The sequence below is a fragment of the Acutalibacter sp. 1XD8-36 genome, assembly GCF_009917525.1.
In the GTDB taxonomy this organism is placed as follows: Bacteria; Bacillota; Clostridia; order Oscillospirales; family Acutalibacteraceae; genus Acutalibacter.
The window spans coordinates 228,889-243,830 of the sequence record NZ_QZDU01000002.1 but is presented as its reverse complement, the minus strand read 5'-3'; the positions used below and the strand labels follow the sequence as shown (position 1 = coordinate 243,830).

Sequence of the window (14,942 nt, the reverse complement as noted above, 5' to 3'; positions counted from 1 at the left end):
GCAAATTTTTTTGACTGGAAATAATATCTATGGTATAATACAGGATAAGCAATTTTTCAAGGAGAGAAATATGCGTATTTTAGGAATTGACCCCGGCTACGCCATTGTGGGCTACGGGGCGGTCAGGGTGGCGGCAGGCCGCTATGAGACCATAGAATACGGCGCGGTGACGACCAGGGCCGGTGACGACTTCGGCCTGCGCCTGAAGGAGATATACGAGGGCATGACAGAGCTTATCGCCGCCCTAAGGCCCCAGGCCGCGGCGGTGGAGAAGCTGTACTTTACCAATAATAAGACCACCGGAATAGGAGTTGCCGAGGCCAGGGGAGTGATACTTCTGACCCTGGCCCAGGCGGGGGTGCCATTATATGAGTACACCCCTATGCAGGTGAAGCAGTCTGTAACCGGCTACGGCAAGGCGCAGAAGCGCCAGGTCCAGGAGATGGCGGCAAGGCTGCTGGGGCTGCCGGGCATACCAAAGCCCGACGACGCCGCCGACGCGCTGGCCCTGGCTATATGCCACGGTCAGGCGGCCGGCTCCAATGTGCGCCGGAAGCTGATAAAAATAAACGGAGGGATATCCAATGTTCTATAGCTTAACCGGGACAGTGTCCCATACAGAGCCGGGCGTGGCTGTTATCGATGTGGGGGGCGTGGCCTTTAAGTGCCTCACCTCTATGGGCACCCTTAGGGCCCTGCCCAGGACCGGCAGCAAGGCCACGCTTTACACCTACTTAAACGTGCGCGAGGACGCCTTGGATTTGTACGGCTTCTACACTATGGGGGAGCTCAACTGCTATAAGCTTTTGACCGCCATCAGCGGCGTGGGCCCAAAGGCGGCCCTTGCCATACTCTCTGAGATGGCCCCAGAGGACGTGGCTCTCGCGGCGGCGGCAGGGGACGCGAAGCGTTTCACCAGGGCCAACGGCGTTGGAGCCAAGCTAGCCCAGCGGATAGTGCTGGAGCTGAAGGACAAGGTGAAGGGCCTGAGCTTTGCCGGTACGGACCTTGGCGGTATAGAGCCCGGAGGACCGTCAGCCGCCGGCAATGCGGCCCAGGCGGCTGAGGCTCTTGTGACCCTTGGGTACTCGCCCTCTGAGGCTGCGGCGGCAGTGGGGCGCTTGGACAGCTCGCTGCCTGCAGAGGAGCTTATCAGGCTGGCGCTGAAATCCTTTGGAAGCAGGTAAAGGGTAGGTTATCCTACTGATAGGATAAGTTTTGGAGGCTCATCCATGAAAAATCTATACCTGATAGGCGGCACCATGGGCGTGGGCAAAACCACTGTGTGCCAGCGCCTGAAAGGCCTGCTCCCCAAGGCAGTATTTCTGGACGGGGACTGGTGCTGGGACGCAGAGCCCTTTGTGGTGACGGAGGAGACTAAGGCCATAGTGATAGACAATATCTGCCATGTGCTCAACAATTTCATACACTGTACGGAATATGAGAACATTATATTCTGCTGGGTAATGCACCAGCAGGGGATAATTGACAGTATACTCGAAAGGCTGGACACAGGCTCATGCAGTATAAAGGCCGTGTCGCTGGTATGCAGTGAAGGCGAGCTCCAAAAGCGGCTGGGCCGGGATATAGAGCAGGGGCTGCGGGAGGCGGACGCGGTTGAGCGTAGTATACCGAGGCTTGCGCTGTATGAGGAGCTTGACACTGTAAAGCTGGACGTGTCGGAGCTGACGGTTTCCGAGACGGCAGAGAGGCTTGCAAAGATGGGGGAGGTCTGAGAAAGATGATAGAGAAAAGCGGCGGGCAGAGTGGGAAAGGCGTTGAGCAGTACGGCATCGACTGGGACGAGAGGGACGGCGAGCTGGACTTAGAGGACCGTCTGACGGACACCGGGTACATCCCAGGCGATAGTGAGACCGAGAATCCTCTGCGACCCAGGACCTTCTCGGAGTACATCGGCCAGGAAAAGGTGAAGGAGAACCTGAAAATATATATAGAGGCGGCGAAATCCAGAAAGGAGAGCCTGGACCATGTGCTGCTATACGGCCCTCCGGGGCTTGGCAAGACCACCCTTGCGGGGATAGTCGCAAACGAGATGGGGGTAGACCTGCGAATCACCAGCGGACCGGCAATAGAAAAGCCCGGGGATTTGGCGGCGCTGCTGACAAACCTGTCACCTGGGGACGTGCTCTTTATCGATGAGGTCCACCGGCTCCCGAGGGCCGTGGAGGAGATACTGTACCCAGCCATGGAGGACTTTGCCCTGGACATTATCACCGGCAAGGGGCAGATGGCGGCTTCGTACCATCTGCCGCTGCCCAAGTTTACCCTGGTGGGGGCAACCACCAGGGCGGGCCAGCTCTCAGCCCCCCTTAGGGACCGCTTCGGGGTGGTGCTGAGACTGGAGCTCTACAACCCCCGGGAGCTGGGGCTTATTGTTCAGCGCAGCGCGAAAATACTGAACTGTGATATTGACGCGGATGCGGCTCTGGAGCTGGCCTCACGCTCCAGGGGAACCCCGCGAATCGTCAACCGGCTTTTAAAGCGGGTGCGGGACTTTGCGGAGGTCATGAGCGGCGGGGTCATAACCCTAAATACTGCCCAGGTTGCCCTGGACCGCATGGAGATAGACGAGCTCGGCCTTGACCAGAGCGACCGCAACATGCTCACAGCCATTATCAAAAACTACGGCGGCGGGCCCGTAGGCCTTGAGACCCTGGCGGCAGCAACAGGCGAGGAGGCCGTCACCCTCCTGGACGTGAACGAGCCCTATCTTATGCAGATAGGCTTTCTGACCCGCACACCCCGGGGGCGCTGTGTGACCCCCACGGCCTGCGCCCATTTGGGCCTGCCGGTGCCGTCCAGGATAAGGGACGACGCGGACGGAATACAGCTTAAATTGGAGTGAGATAATATGACGGATGTTGTGGAAAAGAACAGGCTGGACTGGGAGAAATACTCCGAAAAATACCAGGCCTTCAATCTTTCGGATAAAATACTTGAACGACTGAAGTCAAGGCCTGAGAGCGCCTTTGACCGGTTGGTTTGGGCAATGATAAAAAGGTATGTGCCGGACCTTCAGGGAAAGCGGGTCTGCGTGCCCTCCAGCGGGGATAATAACGCGGTGCTGGCTTTCGCACTGATGGGGGCCCGGGTTACCTCCTGTGATATCTCAGGGAATCAGCTGGCGGCGGCAAAGGCAGCCGCCCAGAAGCTGGGGCTTTCTGAGCGGGTCATCTTTCAGCAGGAGGACACCATGCGGCTCTCGGGCATAGAATCCGGGGCCTATGATTTCGTGTACACCTCCAACGGCGTGCATGTCTGGCTCAATGACCTGGAGTCTATGTATAAAAACATCAGCCGGATTCTAAAGCCCGGCGGGGTGTACATTATGTATGAGCTCCACCCATTCCAGCGGCCCTTCGGGGAGAATATGAAGGTTGTGAAGCCCTATGACAGCACCGGGCCCTTTGAGGACGAGACCACGGTAAACTTTGCATGGCGCATACAGGATATCGTAAACCCTATTCTGGACGCGGGAATAAGCCTTATGCACATGGAGGAGATTATGCCTAGCCCCGACTATGAGCGGCCGTTCTTTGTCGACAACGATGAGATGATAAACGGACGGAGCGTGAGCCGGGAGGAAGTGGACGAGATGTACGACTGGCATAAAAATCCGTCGGCGGCCCTGCCGGAGATGATAGCCTTTGCGGGGCGCAGGACTAAATCGGAGTGATAAATATGGTAGAGATATGCCCTGAATGCGGCAACTTTAGCCCCGACAAAACAGTTACAGATAACACAATCGCCTGCCCCAAATGCGGCCATAGCTGGGAATTTCTCAGGCTCCCCCTGTTTATAGTCACCGGGGCCAGCGGCGTGGGCAAGAGCACTACGGTGCATAATTTACAGCAAATGAGCCGGGAGTTCGTGTGCCTTGAGAGCGATATGCTCTATAGTATTATGCCCCATGAGACCCCCGGGGACTATATGGCCCAGACCGAGGCGATGATGTCCTTCTCCCGGGACGTTATGCAGTGCGGCAAGCCTGCGGTTTGGAGCCGGGCGGGGAATATCCAGATGCTCTCTAAGGCCTACGGCACGAGGTTTTTCAGCGGTATTTTTGTGCTGGCCCTGACGGCGGGGGAAGCTGAGCTCCGGCGGCGCATGACCGAGGGCCGGGGCATTGCCGACTCAGAGTGGATTCAGGGCTCTGTAGACTATGACAGGTACTTTTCAGAGCACGACAATATAGAGGGGGTATACTATGATACCCTGGATGTCTCGAAGCTGACGGTGCAGGAGGCCGCCCGAGAGCTGGAGCGCTGGGCGCTCGGGAAGCTCTGATAGCCGGCCTCTGCCGGAATATCACGACATATATATTATTAAATATAATTTTTTAGAAAGCGAAGGTGTTTTTAATGGGCAGACTTTTTGGTACAGACGGCATACGCGGCATAGCGAATAAGGACCTGACCTGCGAGCTGGCGACCCAGCTGGGCCGGGCGGCGGCCCAGGTGCTGACGAATAAATCAAACCTGCACCCCCGGGTGCTAATCGGCAAGGACACCCGCCTCTCCTCGGATATGCTGGAGAGCGCTATGGCGGCGGGCCTTTGCAGCATTGGGGCCAGCGTAATGACCCTAGGAGTCGTTCCAACCCCGGCGGTGGCGTACCTGGTGGAGAAGTACAAGGCGGACGCGGGCATAATGATATCCGCTTCCCACAACTCATTTGAGTATAACGGCATAAAGATTTTCTCCGGCGACGGCTTTAAGCTGCCGGACGATTTGGAGGAGCGCATAGAGGATATTATCCTGGGCAAGACAGATATCTCCGGACAGCTGCCCCAGGACGAGGGCCTGGGCACTGTCACAAGGGCCGAGGGAGCTGTGCGGGACTATATTGAGCACGTGAAATCTACGGTGCACTTTGCCCTGGACGGTATGAAGATAGCTATAGACAGCGCAAACGGCTCCGCCAGCGCCACGGCCGAGGCGCTGTTCACGGAGCTTGGGGCAGAGGTCATAATGCTCAACGACAAGCCCGACGGCATTAACGTAAACCACAACTGCGGCTCCACCCATATGGAGGGACTTATAGAGTATGTGCGCACCCACGAGCTGGACGCGGGCGTGGCCTTCGACGGCGACGCGGACCGCTGCCTGATGGTGGACGAGAAGGGCAATTTTGTGGACGGCGACTTTATTATGGCTATCTGCGCCCTGGACATGAAGAGCCGGGGGAAGCTGAATAAAAATACGGTCGTAGGCACTATTATGACAAACCTGGGCTTCCAGAAATTCTGTGAGGACAACGGTATGCGCTTCGAGGCCACAAAGGTGGGCGACAGGTACGTGCTGGAGCAGATGCGCCTTGACAACTTCAGCTTCGGCGGCGAGCAGAGCGGACACGTTATCTTCAGGGACTTCGCCACCACCGGCGACGGCCAGCTCACCGCCTGCCAGCTTCTGAGCCTTCTCAGGCGCAGGGAAGCGAAGCTCTCATCCCTTGCCACAGTCATGCAGAGATATCCCCAGACCATGGTGAATATCCAGGTGACTCCAGAGGGCAAGCTGGCGTTTTATACCGACCAGCGGGTGCGGGCGGCTATTGAAAATGTGAGCAGCACCCTTGGAAGCGACGGGCGGATAATTGTGCGCCCCAGCGGTACGGAGCCGCTGCTCCGGGTGATGGTGGAGGGCCGGGATGAGGCCCAGATTGAGGAGCTTGCCGAGAGCGTGGCAAAGGTTATACGCGAGGAGCTCTGCTGAAAAATGAGTGAAAGCTATAGTGAAAAAATATCCCGAAGGCTTTGGAACCTGCCCGACAAGGGGGAGCTTGAGAGCCGCCGGGAGGAGACGTTTATAGACGATATCGTCCAGAAGGACCACCTGGAGAGACAGGTGCTGAAGGCCCTGGACGGTGGTGTAAGGACTGCTTTTGACGGCGGTGCCGGGAGCGGGCGCTTCTCTATACTGTTGGCTAAGAGGGGCGTGCGGGTGACCCACTTTGACATATCCGCGCCCATGATAGAGCGTGCCAAGGAATTGGCGAAGGAGGCCGGGGTGCTGGACAATATGGAGTTCGTACAGGGGGCGCTTGAGGATTTGAGCGCCTACAAGGACGGACAGTTTGACTTGGTGCTCTCCTTTGACGCGCCTGTGTCGTACACCTGGCCAAGCCAGGAGAGAGTGATAGGGGAGCTTGCCAGGATATGCGGAAAGAGGCTTCTGCTCAGCGTTTCCTCAAGGCTTGGAATGCTGCCATACCTCAGCAACCCCATCCAGAAAAGCCAGTTTGTTTTAGACGACGGCAGCGCCGACCCGTTTGTGCGCTGGTGCATAGACCATAGAGATGAGATGACAGACAGCTTTCGCTTTGACGTATCAGCCGCCCGGAAGTTCATGAAGGACGGCGTTATGGGCGGCGAAGAGGAGATAGCCGAGTATGATATGGGCGGCGCGCCCTGGTGCATCACCTACGGCTTTATGCCCGGGGAGCTGCGGGGGATACTGGAGCGCCTGGGCCTTAGGGATATCCGCATGGCGGGGCCGGGGGCCTTTGCCCGGACGGTGCCCCATGAGATACTGCAAAAGATAATGGGCGACCCCCGGCAGAAGCGGGACTTCCTGGATTTCTGCTATGAGTATGACCAGGAGCCCCATGTGATTGGCATGGGCAAGGATAATCTGTTTGCCTCGGCGGAAAGGTGAAAGGTATGGATAAATTTTTATGCGTGCTGGGCATATATGACGGCGATACCCAGCGGGCGCTTGCGGAATACCAGGACTCAATACTGCAGGCAGGCTTCAAAGGCCGCCAGACTATGGGCATACCCTTTCATGTGACCCTTGGCACCTTCCCGCTTGAGCGGCGGGAGGAGCTTGAAAATAAGTTAAATGGCCTTAAAGCAGGGCCTATGGAGGTGTACTTCAACCATATAGGCATGTTTGAGGGCCAGCAGGTGCTGTTCATTGCCCCGGATGTTTGCGGGGAGCTGCTGGCGCTGAAGGAGGCGTTCAGCGATGAAAAGGGCTGGACGGCCCACACCACCATGCTTATAGACGAAAGGGAGAACACCCTTAAAGCAATGGAGCTGCTGGGAGAGAAGTTCCGCCGGTTTTCCGGAAGGATAGAGCGTGCCGCGCTGTATGAGTTCTTCCCGGCGCAAAAGCTTTTAGAAAAGAATTTAAAGTGAAACGGAGACAAAATAAATGGAGACAGAAATAATAACAGAAAACGGCATAACAGTAGCGGTTGTGAATAACACTGAAAAAATAGTCAGCCCGCAGGACGCCCTGGACCTGGCTGTAACGGTGAAGTACGAGACCGGGGCGGAGCGTATCGCTCTCCCGAAGAAGCTGCTGCCAGAGGAATTCTTTATCCTCAGCAGCGGGCTTGCAGGGGATATATTGCAGAAATACATCAATTACGGAATAAAAATGGCGGTTTGGGGGGACTTCTCCCGCTATACCAGCAAGCCGCTCCACGATTTTATATACGAATCAAATAACGGGAAAGACTTCTTCTTCGTGGGCACGAAGGAGGAGGCTGTGTCCAGGCTGGCCCGGGCTGTGTAAGCCCCGGCGGGAGAGGAAAACATGAGAACATCAAACTGGCAGGACTACGAACTGATAGACACATCCTCAGGGGAGAGGCTGGAGCGCTGGGGAGATATCCTGCTCATTCGCCCGGACCCTCAGATAATCTGGGAGAGCGAGAGGAGAGACCCCCGCTGGCATACCGCCCACGCCAGGTACCACCGCTCAAATAAGGGCGGCGGGCACTGGGAGCCCTATAAGAAAATGCCCGACGTATGGCCCGTCATCCGGAACGGGCTCACCTTCCGGCTAAAGCCAATGGGCTTTAAGCACACCGGACTCTTCCCGGAGCAGGCGGTGAACTGGGACCTGGTGACAGAGCTTATCGGGAGGGCAAACAGGCCTGTGAAGGTGCTGAACCTCTTTGGCTACACAGGGGCGGCAACCCTGGCCTGCCTGAAGGCCGGGGCGTCGGTCACCCACGTGGACGCCTCAAAGGGCATGGTCCAGTGGGCCAAGGAGAACGCCGCCGCCTCGGGGCTGTCAGACAGGCCTGTGCGCTGGCTCGTAGACGACTGCGTGAAATTTGTGGGGAGGGAGCAGCGCCGGGGGAACACCTACGACGGCATAATCATGGACCCGCCCTCCTATGGAAGGGGCCCCGGCGGGGAGGTCTGGAAGCTGGAGGAGCAGCTTGACGGCCTCTTGCGCCTATGCCTCTCGGTAATGTCAAAGGAGCCCCTTTTCCTGGTGCTGAACTCATACACCACAGGCCTCTCCCCGGCGGTAATGGAGTACCTGCTGAAGGTGCTGATGACGCCGAAACTGGGCGGGACGGTCTCTGCCGACGAGATAGGCCTGCCGGTAACGGACAGCGGCATGGTGCTGCCCTGCGGGAACACGGCTATATGGCAGGGGGAAGCGTGATGGAATACAGGGAGATAGATTTGGAGTCCTGGGGCCGCAAAGAGTATTTTGAGCACTATACCTCTGCCGTCCCGTGCACATACAGTATGACGGTAAAGCTGGACATTACAGGTCTAAGAAGGGGCGGGGCCCGGCTTTATCCAGCGATGCTCTACCTTCTGAGTAAAACCGCCGCGGAGTTTGAGCAGTTCCGCACGGCCTTACGCCGGGACGGAAAGCTCGTGGTATATCAAACGCTGCCCCCAAGCTACACAATATTCCACAAGGAGACTGAAACCTTTTCCTGTATCTGGACGGAGTATTCAGAGGATTACGGAGAATTCCTCCAGAGGTATAATGAGGATATGGGGCAATACGGAAAAGCAGAGGGCTTCATTCCAAAGCCCGGAATGCCGGAGAACAGAGTCAATATTTCTATGATACCATGGGCAGGCTTCGAGAGCTTCCAGCTTAATACGCCGGACTATAAATATTTCCTGCCTATCTTCACAATGGGCAGATACCGCGAAGAAAACGGCCGCTGCTTTATGCCGCTGGCAGTACAGGTGCACCACGCTGTATGTGACGGATATCATCTTAGCTGCTTTCTGGGCGCACTTCAAGAAAAGCTGGAGGCCTGGCCCAAGCATGAAGGGAGGGGGAAGCTATGCTGAAATGGACCTGTGCCGCTTTGGGGCTAGGCTGGGCGGCGTCCATGATATACGAATGGGCCTGGGCCGGAGGGGGGCTTGGGCAGTACATCACCTGGGCGGTGGTGGGGATTACCATAGCCATGGGGCTCTTTATGTCCATGGTCACGAAGGAGCACTGTACAGGAAAGCCTGCAGAACTTAGGCCCATGATATGGTTTATGCTGGCGGCTTTAATCTGCGCCATGCTGTATTCTGCCCTTGAGCGCACAGTGCAGGGACAACTCATCCATGTGCCCATGCTGCCAATGTATATCGTGATGTTTTTGGACTTTCTGGGGTCGGGAGCGTATGCTTCCTGGAAGAAGATAAAGAGGAAAAAATAACGGCTTTTAGGACGGATATTTATGAAGGGCTTTGAGAGGGAAAACCAGCTTTTGTCACTATGCGGACTTAACTGCGGCCTATGCACCATGAAGCTTGGAGGACACTGCGGCGGCTGCGGTAATGGGAACCAGAGCTGCAGAATAGCCCGGTGCAGCCTGGAGCATGGAGGTGTTGAATACTGCTTCCAGTGCCCGGAATACCCCTGCGGGAAATATGAGGATGTTGACAGGTACGACTCGTTTATAACCCACGCAAATCAAAAGGCAGACCTGGAGAGAGCGCGGAGTATGGGCATAGACGGATATAACCGTGTGCAGGAGGAGAAGGCGCGCATTTTAGAATACCTGCTCTCCACCTGCAACGACGGCCGGAGAAAGAGCTTTTTCTCCGTGGCGGTAAACCTTCTGGAGCTCTCGGACCTTATGGGGGTCCAGGAGCTTTTAAAGGGGAGAGAGGCGGCTGCAATAAAAGAGAGGGGTGCCTATGCGGTGGGCCTCTTGAACGAGATAGCGGAGCGCAGCGGCGTATCCCTGAAGCTGAGAAGGAAAAAGTAATAGGCGGGAGAAAATGAAATGTACATTCTTTTAGCTATAGCAATATCCATAGCCGGGGCAGTAATGCTAATAAAACCCGAAATCATCTATAAAGTCACCGAAAGCTGGAAGAGTAACACCACAGGCGAGCCCTCGGACTTATACATCCTGAGCACCCGCATAGGTGGCGGGTTTTTCATGCTGGTGGGTATAGCCGGGGCCATAGCGCTGGCGGTGCTGAGCTGAAAATACTTAAAGGAGATAATCATGGACGAGCAGGAAAAAACTTTGGACGGGCAGGAAGCCAGAAAGTCAAATAGGGTGGGAAAAACCATAAAGACGGGCATTTCCTTTGGAAGCGCCCTTGCCATGGTCATAAGCTATGTGAACTGGCACTCGGTGGGCTGGGCCATATTTCATGGGCTGCTCAGCTGGGTGTATGTGATATACTACATAATACGGTACTGAAAGCAAAGGAAAAGGGAGGTAAAGTCTATGTCATTCATAGAGGCCCAAGGGGTGCGCTTCAGCTATGAGACCGAGGACGCGGGAAAAAAAGAGGTGCTTCACGGCATTGACCTGAAGATAGAGGAGGGGGAGTTCGTGGCCCTTCTGGGTCATAACGGCTGCGGCAAGTCCACAGTGGCGAAGCTCTTTAACGGTATGCTCCTGCCCTCTGAGGGCCGGATACTGGTGGACGGCATAGACACCCTGGACGAACAGAGGCAGCTTGACGTGCGCAGGAGGGTAGGCCTCGTTTTGCAAAATCCCGACAACCAGCTGGTGGCGGGGGTTGTAGAGGAGGACGTGGCCTTCGGGCCGGAGAATCTGGGCGTGCCGCCGCTGGAGATACGAAAAAGGGTGGACGAGGCGCTCAAGGCCGTTGACATGTACCATTACCGCACCCATGCGCCACATAAGCTCTCGGGCGGCCAGAAGCAGCGTGTGGCTATCGCCGGGGTCATCGCCATGGAGACCCGCTGTATTGTGTTGGATGAGCCCACCGCTATGCTGGACCCAAGGGGCCGCACGGAGGTTATGGAAACTGTGAAGAAGCTTAACATGGAGAAGGGCATCACCATAGTGCTCATAACCCACTATATGGACGAGGCTGTACAAGCAGGGCGCGTGGTGGTGATGGACAGCGGCTCAATACTCATGGACGGAGGGCCAAGGGAGGTCTTCGCCCAGGTGGAGCGCCTGAAACGCCACGCCCTGGACGTGCCCCAGGCCACGGAGCTCTGCTATAGGCTCAAGGCGGCGGGTATAGACCTGGGGGGAGCGCCGCTCTCTGTTGAGGAGTGCCTGGAGCTGTTTAGAAACAAGCTGAAAACACAGTGAATACGAGAGAGGAGGACTGCGTCATGGCCCTGAAAGAGAAAATTTCCACCTGGTTTTCCGGCTTTTCACCCTTCAATATGTTTATGCTCTTCATTGCCGGAGTGGTGAACGCCGTCGGCGTCACCATATTCATCGCCCCGGTAAACCTCTACGACAGCGGCATTTCCGGCACGTCGATACTCCTGGGCCAGCTGACGCCCCCGGAGTTCAGCCTTACGCTGTTCCTGCTGATTCTGAATATACCCCTGCTGCTGTTCGGGCTTAAAAGGCAGGGGCCCCTCTTTACCCTGTACGCCATCTTTGCCGTAGGAATATATGCGTGCACGGCCTGGCTGATAACGGACATTCTGCCTATTGACGTGGCCTTCGCCTCGCCCCTTGCGGGGACAGACTTGTTCCTATGCGCCATATTCGGCGGCATGATATCAGGCGTGGGCAGCGGCCTTGCCATACGGTACGGCGGGGCCATGGACGGCATGGAGGTGGTGGCGGTGGTGTTCGCAAAGCGCCTGGGAATCACTGTGGGCACCTTTATGATGGTGTATAACGCCCTGCTGTATATTCTGTGCGGCGTGATACTGAAAAGCTGGATACTGCCACTATACTCAATCGTCACATATGCTTCCTCATCCAAAACGGTTGACTTTATCGTGGACGGCTTGGACACCGAGAAGGCCGCCATGATTATCACCGGGAAGCCAGAGGAGGTGGGCAGCGAGCTGTCATCACTGTTTGAAATCGGCCTGACTGTTTGGGAGACCCACGGCTTTTACTCCGGCGAGAAAAAGACCATGCTCTATGCGGTTGTGAATCAGTTCCAGATACCAAGGCTCAAGGCCGTTGTGCATAAGCTGGACGCCAACGCCTACGTGACCATTACAACTGTGGCGGATTTGCTCCACGGGAGCAGGGAGTCGTCAAATGAATAGGAAACCGGAGGGGTTATTATGGGGACTATAAGAGAAAACGCTGATATAATACTTTACAATACCGGCCTTTTGGAGCGCCTGAATAAAATAGGCACGCCCCATATAATCGGCAGCTACAGAATGGACATGATGGCCTGGAACGACCTGGACATAGACATTGAGAACTCCGATATGTCCGTTGAAAAGCTCTATGAGCTGACGGACTATATAATCAAAACCTTCCGGCCCAAATGGTATGAGGCCAAGGAGGAGGTAACGGACGAGGGCAAAACCGTATGGTTCCAGGGGGCTGAGGCCGTGATAGAGGGTGAGCTCTGGAATTTTGATTTGTGGTTTTTTGACAGGGAGACTATAGGCAAAGCCGAGAGCTACTGCGACGGCATAGCGGCCCGGACAGCCGAAATTCCCGGGGCCAGGGAGAACATAATCAGGATAAAGCAGGAGCTTCTTAGGCGGGGACTTTACGGTTACGGCGAGGGGAAATACATTAGCATGGATGTGTACCGCGGGGTGCTGGAGCAGGGAATCACCGGCATAGAGGATATGCTGGAAAGATATGTGCCGGGGGAGAACAGGATTTAGGAGGGGAATATGGACATAAGACCCGCAGAACTTACAAGCCCGGAGCTTCTGAAGCTCTTTTCAGAGCACGACGCCCATATGATGGACTTCCTGGGCGAGCACAGGAAATACTATACCACCTACAGCGAAAAGGAGCACCTTGGCCGGGCCTGGATAGTGTACCTGGACGGACAGCCAGCAGGCTGCGCGGCATACCGGGAGCGCTCAGAAGGGGTATGTGAGATAAAGCGGGTGTTTATTCGCCCAAAGTACCGGGGGCGGGGCATATCAAGGGAGCTCCTGCGTACAGTGGAGGACTATGCCCGGGAGCAGGGCTGCACCAGGATAGCCCTGGACACCAACAGCGCCCTGGAGCCCGCCGTGACTCTCTACCGCAGGAGCGGCTATGTGGTCACGCACCGGGAGGGGCAGTATATTCAGATGGAGAAGTGCTTATCATGACAAGAGCAGAGCTTGAAAAGTACATTGGGGAAACCTACAATACCGACCCGGACTACCCCTGGGAGGATACCCCTCAGGCGGCGGTGTTCCGGCACAGGAGCAACAGGAAGTGGTTCGCTCTCACCATGACAGTGGGGCGGGACAGGCTGGGTCTGCCGGAGGGCGGGAGCGTAGACATAGTGAACCTGAAATGCGGCCCGATAATGCTGGGCTCAATGCTCATGGAGCCGGGATTTTTCCCCGCCTACCATATGAGCAAGGCCCACTGGATATCTGTGGCTCTGGACGGGAGTGCGGAGGGGGAGAAGATAAAGCTACTGTTGGATGTAAGCTATGAGATGACGGAGAGGAAGGGGAGGAAAAAATGAAAAAGATACTCGTAACCGGCGGCACAGTCTTTGTAAGCCGCTATATAGCCGAATACTACGCCCAAAAAGGTGACGATGTCTGCGTCCTAAACCGCAACACCAGGCCCCAGCCCATTGGCACCACCCTCATAGAGGCCGACCGCCGCAATCTGGGCGATATACTGCGCCACTATACCTTCGACCTGGTGATAGACACCGCCTATACCGCCCGGGACGTGGACCTGCTCCTGGACGCCCTGGGCAGCTTTGGGGACTACATCTTGATAAGCTCCAGTGCCGTCTATCCGGAGACGGCCCCCCAGCCCTTTGCCGAGGAGTCCCCCATTGGCCCCAACAGCTATTGGGGTAGGTACGGTACGGACAAGATAGAGGCGGAGAGGGCGCTTACAGAGAGGGCTCCGGGGGCGTATATCCTCCGGCCGCCGTACCTCTACGGGCCCATGGACAACGTCTACAGGGAGGCATTCGTCTTTGACTGCGCAAGCCTGGGAAGGAAGTTTTATCTCCCCAAGGACGGCTCCCAGCGGCTCCAGTTCTTCCACATCCGGGACCTGTGCCGGTTCATGGACGCGCTGTTGGAGAAGCGCCCGGCAAGGCACATCTTCAATGTGGGCAATAGGGACACGGTCACCCTCAGGGAGTGGGCAGAGCTCTGCTACAGGGCTCTTGGCAGGGAGCCGGAGTTTGTAGAGGTCCATGGTGACGTGGAACAGAGGAGCTATTTCAGCTTCTATGATTATGAGTACCGCCTGGATGTCACGAGGCAGTACGAGCTGATGGACAGTGTTACGGACCTTGAGACAGGTATTAAGGAGGCCTGGGAGTGGTACAGGGAGAATGGGGATAAGGTGAATAAGAAGCCCTATTTTGAGTTTATAGACAGTAATCTGAATGGGTAAAGGAGCCAGCTTATGCTTGAACAAGACTACATCATGCGGCAGATTAAAGAGATAGTGCGCACTGTCCTGAAGCTTATTTTCAATATAGAGGCAGACTCACCATCTGCTCAGCTTATGGAAAGCAGAGAGGAACGGGCTCTTTTAGAGGAGCTTATAAAGCTTGCGGACAGAGGGCGTGTGCTGGAAGCGGAAAATAGTCTTGAGGGGCTGATAGAAGGCGGTAAGAGCAGCCTGATGCTTGAGCTCCTGTTCTATTCGCACCTTAACGGGAAGACGGACAGCTTTTTGGAGACCTGCAGATTCAGCAGAGAGAAAATCAGAGCTGGCATAGGCCGGACGATGGACAGGTACGGCCTTTCGGACCTATCAGAAATGCTATTATCAGATTTATAGGCAGGTGT

Annotated in this window: 23 protein-coding genes; all 23 read left to right on the top strand. The window is 56.0% G+C overall.

Annotation, left to right across the window (positions count from 1 at the left end):
• Positions 1-70: 70 nt before the first annotated feature.
• The 23 genes from ruvC to D5270_RS04625 all read left to right on the top strand — a co-directional run bounded on the left by ruvC (position 71) and on the right by D5270_RS04625 (position 14,934).
• Positions 71-595 (top strand): crossover junction endodeoxyribonuclease RuvC, encoded by a 525-nt coding sequence (ruvC, locus tag D5270_RS04735; RefSeq protein ID WP_166543002.1) that lies wholly within the window; start codon positions 71-73, stop codon positions 593-595.
• Positions 585-1,187 carry a Holliday junction branch migration protein RuvA gene (ruvA, locus tag D5270_RS04730; protein ID WP_166543001.1) on the top strand — a complete coding sequence of 201 codons (603 nt, stop codon included), beginning with the start codon at positions 585-587 and terminating at the stop codon, positions 1,185-1,187. The genes ruvC and ruvA overlap by 11 nt, the downstream gene beginning before the upstream one ends.
• A 45-nt stretch (positions 1,188-1,232) precedes the next feature.
• Positions 1,233-1,736 carry an AAA family ATPase gene (locus tag D5270_RS04725; protein ID WP_166543000.1) on the top strand — a complete coding sequence of 168 codons (504 nt, stop codon included), beginning with the start codon at positions 1,233-1,235 and terminating at the stop codon, positions 1,734-1,736.
• 5 nt (positions 1,737-1,741) lie between these two features.
• The gene (ruvB, locus tag D5270_RS04720) at positions 1,742-2,866 is read left to right on the top strand and encodes a Holliday junction branch migration DNA helicase RuvB (protein WP_207709296.1); all 1,125 of its coding nucleotides are present in this window, start codon (positions 1,742-1,744) and stop codon (positions 2,864-2,866) included.
• A 6-nt stretch (positions 2,867-2,872) separates the two neighbouring features.
• Positions 2,873-3,697 (top strand): class I SAM-dependent methyltransferase, encoded by an 825-nt coding sequence (locus D5270_RS04715; RefSeq protein ID WP_166542999.1) that lies wholly within the window; start codon positions 2,873-2,875, stop codon positions 3,695-3,697.
• 5 nt (positions 3,698-3,702) lie between these two features.
• Positions 3,703-4,308, top strand: a complete 606-nt coding sequence (locus tag D5270_RS04710; protein WP_166542998.1) for a hypothetical protein — start codon at positions 3,703-3,705, stop codon at positions 4,306-4,308.
• 74 nt (positions 4,309-4,382) lie between these two features.
• The gene (gene glmM / locus D5270_RS04705; RefSeq protein ID WP_166542997.1) at positions 4,383-5,735 is read left to right on the top strand and encodes a phosphoglucosamine mutase; all 1,353 of its coding nucleotides are present in this window, start codon (positions 4,383-4,385) and stop codon (positions 5,733-5,735) included.
• Between the two features lie 3 nt (positions 5,736-5,738).
• Entirely contained in the window at positions 5,739-6,677 is a 939-nt protein-coding gene (locus tag D5270_RS04700; protein WP_166542996.1) for a class I SAM-dependent methyltransferase, read from the top strand.
• Positions 6,678-6,682: 5 nt separating this feature from the next.
• Positions 6,683-7,162 (top strand): 2'-5' RNA ligase family protein, encoded by a 480-nt coding sequence (locus D5270_RS04695; protein WP_166542995.1) that lies wholly within the window; start codon positions 6,683-6,685, stop codon positions 7,160-7,162.
• Positions 7,163-7,178: 16 nt separating this feature from the next.
• Positions 7,179-7,544 (top strand): DUF4180 domain-containing protein, encoded by a 366-nt coding sequence (locus D5270_RS04690; protein ID WP_166542994.1) that lies wholly within the window; start codon positions 7,179-7,181, stop codon positions 7,542-7,544.
• Between the two features lie 21 nt (positions 7,545-7,565).
• Positions 7,566-8,432, top strand: coding sequence for a class I SAM-dependent methyltransferase (locus D5270_RS04685; protein ID WP_166542993.1), 867 nt, complete (start codon positions 7,566-7,568; stop codon positions 8,430-8,432).
• A complete protein-coding gene (gene catA, locus D5270_RS04680) occupies positions 8,432-9,085 on the top strand; it encodes a type A chloramphenicol O-acetyltransferase (RefSeq protein WP_166543328.1) in 654 nt (217 codons plus the stop codon). Before D5270_RS04685 ends, catA begins: the two co-directional genes overlap by 1 nt.
• On the top strand, positions 9,079-9,447 hold the full coding sequence (locus D5270_RS04675; RefSeq protein ID WP_166542992.1) for a hypothetical protein: 369 nt from the start codon (positions 9,079-9,081) through the stop codon (positions 9,445-9,447). Before catA ends, D5270_RS04675 begins: the two co-directional genes overlap by 7 nt.
• A gap of 21 nt (positions 9,448-9,468) precedes the next feature.
• Complete coding sequence (locus D5270_RS04670) at positions 9,469-10,002, top strand: DUF3795 domain-containing protein (RefSeq protein WP_166542991.1); 534 nt, start codon at positions 9,469-9,471, stop codon at positions 10,000-10,002.
• An 18-nt stretch (positions 10,003-10,020) separates the two neighbouring features.
• Complete coding sequence (locus D5270_RS04665) at positions 10,021-10,227, top strand: DUF6199 family natural product biosynthesis protein (RefSeq protein ID WP_166542990.1); 207 nt, start codon at positions 10,021-10,023, stop codon at positions 10,225-10,227.
• A 21-nt stretch (positions 10,228-10,248) separates the two neighbouring features.
• Positions 10,249-10,449, top strand: coding sequence for a hypothetical protein (locus D5270_RS04660; RefSeq protein ID WP_166542989.1), 201 nt, complete (start codon positions 10,249-10,251; stop codon positions 10,447-10,449).
• Positions 10,450-10,476: 27 nt separating this feature from the next.
• Positions 10,477-11,322, top strand: coding sequence for an energy-coupling factor transporter ATPase (locus D5270_RS04655; protein ID WP_166542988.1), 846 nt, complete (start codon positions 10,477-10,479; stop codon positions 11,320-11,322).
• A gap of 23 nt (positions 11,323-11,345) precedes the next feature.
• Positions 11,346-12,251: a YitT family protein gene (locus D5270_RS04650; protein ID WP_207709295.1), complete on the top strand. Its 906-nt coding sequence runs from the start codon at positions 11,346-11,348 to the stop codon at positions 12,249-12,251.
• An 18-nt stretch (positions 12,252-12,269) separates the two neighbouring features.
• The gene (locus D5270_RS04645) at positions 12,270-12,833 is read left to right on the top strand and encodes a hypothetical protein (RefSeq protein WP_166542987.1); all 564 of its coding nucleotides are present in this window, start codon (positions 12,270-12,272) and stop codon (positions 12,831-12,833) included.
• Positions 12,834-12,842: 9 nt separating this feature from the next.
• Positions 12,843-13,274 (top strand): GNAT family N-acetyltransferase, encoded by a 432-nt coding sequence (locus D5270_RS04640; protein WP_166542986.1) that lies wholly within the window; start codon positions 12,843-12,845, stop codon positions 13,272-13,274.
• Positions 13,271-13,642, top strand: a complete 372-nt coding sequence (locus tag D5270_RS04635) for an MmcQ/YjbR family DNA-binding protein (protein WP_166542985.1) — start codon at positions 13,271-13,273, stop codon at positions 13,640-13,642. Before D5270_RS04640 ends, D5270_RS04635 begins: the two co-directional genes overlap by 4 nt.
• The gene (locus tag D5270_RS04630) at positions 13,639-14,541 is read left to right on the top strand and encodes an NAD-dependent epimerase/dehydratase family protein (protein WP_166542984.1); all 903 of its coding nucleotides are present in this window, start codon (positions 13,639-13,641) and stop codon (positions 14,539-14,541) included. The genes D5270_RS04635 and D5270_RS04630 overlap by 4 nt, the downstream gene beginning before the upstream one ends.
• 12 nt (positions 14,542-14,553) lie before the next feature.
• Positions 14,554-14,934 (top strand): DUF6483 family protein, encoded by a 381-nt coding sequence (locus D5270_RS04625; protein ID WP_166542983.1) that lies wholly within the window; start codon positions 14,554-14,556, stop codon positions 14,932-14,934.
• Positions 14,935-14,942: the final 8 nt, after the last annotated feature.

What these genes read in the sequence shown, in the direction of transcription:
- ruvC (WP_166543002.1), top strand. Translation starts at nt 71, where the DNA reads ATGCGTATTTTAGGAATTGACCCCGGCTACGCCATTGTGGGCTACGGG.
- ruvA (WP_166543001.1), top strand. Translation starts at nt 585, where the DNA reads ATGTTCTATAGCTTAACCGGGACAGTGTCCCATACAGAGCCGGGCGTG.
- D5270_RS04725 (WP_166543000.1), top strand. Translation starts at nt 1,233, where the DNA reads ATGAAAAATCTATACCTGATAGGCGGCACCATGGGCGTGGGCAAAACC.
- ruvB (WP_207709296.1), top strand. Translation starts at nt 1,742, where the DNA reads ATGATAGAGAAAAGCGGCGGGCAGAGTGGGAAAGGCGTTGAGCAGTAC.
- D5270_RS04715 (WP_166542999.1), top strand. Translation starts at nt 2,873, where the DNA reads ATGACGGATGTTGTGGAAAAGAACAGGCTGGACTGGGAGAAATACTCC.
- D5270_RS04710 (WP_166542998.1), top strand. Translation starts at nt 3,703, where the DNA reads ATGGTAGAGATATGCCCTGAATGCGGCAACTTTAGCCCCGACAAAACA.
- glmM (WP_166542997.1), top strand. Translation starts at nt 4,383, where the DNA reads ATGGGCAGACTTTTTGGTACAGACGGCATACGCGGCATAGCGAATAAG.
- D5270_RS04700 (WP_166542996.1), top strand. Translation starts at nt 5,739, where the DNA reads ATGAGTGAAAGCTATAGTGAAAAAATATCCCGAAGGCTTTGGAACCTG.
- D5270_RS04695 (WP_166542995.1), top strand. Translation starts at nt 6,683, where the DNA reads ATGGATAAATTTTTATGCGTGCTGGGCATATATGACGGCGATACCCAG.
- D5270_RS04690 (WP_166542994.1), top strand. Translation starts at nt 7,179, where the DNA reads ATGGAGACAGAAATAATAACAGAAAACGGCATAACAGTAGCGGTTGTG.
- D5270_RS04685 (WP_166542993.1), top strand. Translation starts at nt 7,566, where the DNA reads ATGAGAACATCAAACTGGCAGGACTACGAACTGATAGACACATCCTCA.
- catA (WP_166543328.1), top strand. Translation starts at nt 8,432, where the DNA reads ATGGAATACAGGGAGATAGATTTGGAGTCCTGGGGCCGCAAAGAGTAT.
- D5270_RS04675 (WP_166542992.1), top strand. Translation starts at nt 9,079, where the DNA reads ATGCTGAAATGGACCTGTGCCGCTTTGGGGCTAGGCTGGGCGGCGTCC.
- D5270_RS04670 (WP_166542991.1), top strand. Translation starts at nt 9,469, where the DNA reads ATGAAGGGCTTTGAGAGGGAAAACCAGCTTTTGTCACTATGCGGACTT.
- D5270_RS04665 (WP_166542990.1), top strand. Translation starts at nt 10,021, where the DNA reads ATGTACATTCTTTTAGCTATAGCAATATCCATAGCCGGGGCAGTAATG.
- D5270_RS04660 (WP_166542989.1), top strand. Translation starts at nt 10,249, where the DNA reads ATGGACGAGCAGGAAAAAACTTTGGACGGGCAGGAAGCCAGAAAGTCA.
- D5270_RS04655 (WP_166542988.1), top strand. Translation starts at nt 10,477, where the DNA reads ATGTCATTCATAGAGGCCCAAGGGGTGCGCTTCAGCTATGAGACCGAG.
- D5270_RS04650 (WP_207709295.1), top strand. Translation starts at nt 11,346, where the DNA reads ATGGCCCTGAAAGAGAAAATTTCCACCTGGTTTTCCGGCTTTTCACCC.
- D5270_RS04645 (WP_166542987.1), top strand. Translation starts at nt 12,270, where the DNA reads ATGGGGACTATAAGAGAAAACGCTGATATAATACTTTACAATACCGGC.
- D5270_RS04640 (WP_166542986.1), top strand. Translation starts at nt 12,843, where the DNA reads ATGGACATAAGACCCGCAGAACTTACAAGCCCGGAGCTTCTGAAGCTC.
- D5270_RS04635 (WP_166542985.1), top strand. Translation starts at nt 13,271, where the DNA reads ATGACAAGAGCAGAGCTTGAAAAGTACATTGGGGAAACCTACAATACC.
- D5270_RS04630 (WP_166542984.1), top strand. Translation starts at nt 13,639, where the DNA reads ATGAAAAAGATACTCGTAACCGGCGGCACAGTCTTTGTAAGCCGCTAT.
- D5270_RS04625 (WP_166542983.1), top strand. Translation starts at nt 14,554, where the DNA reads ATGCTTGAACAAGACTACATCATGCGGCAGATTAAAGAGATAGTGCGC.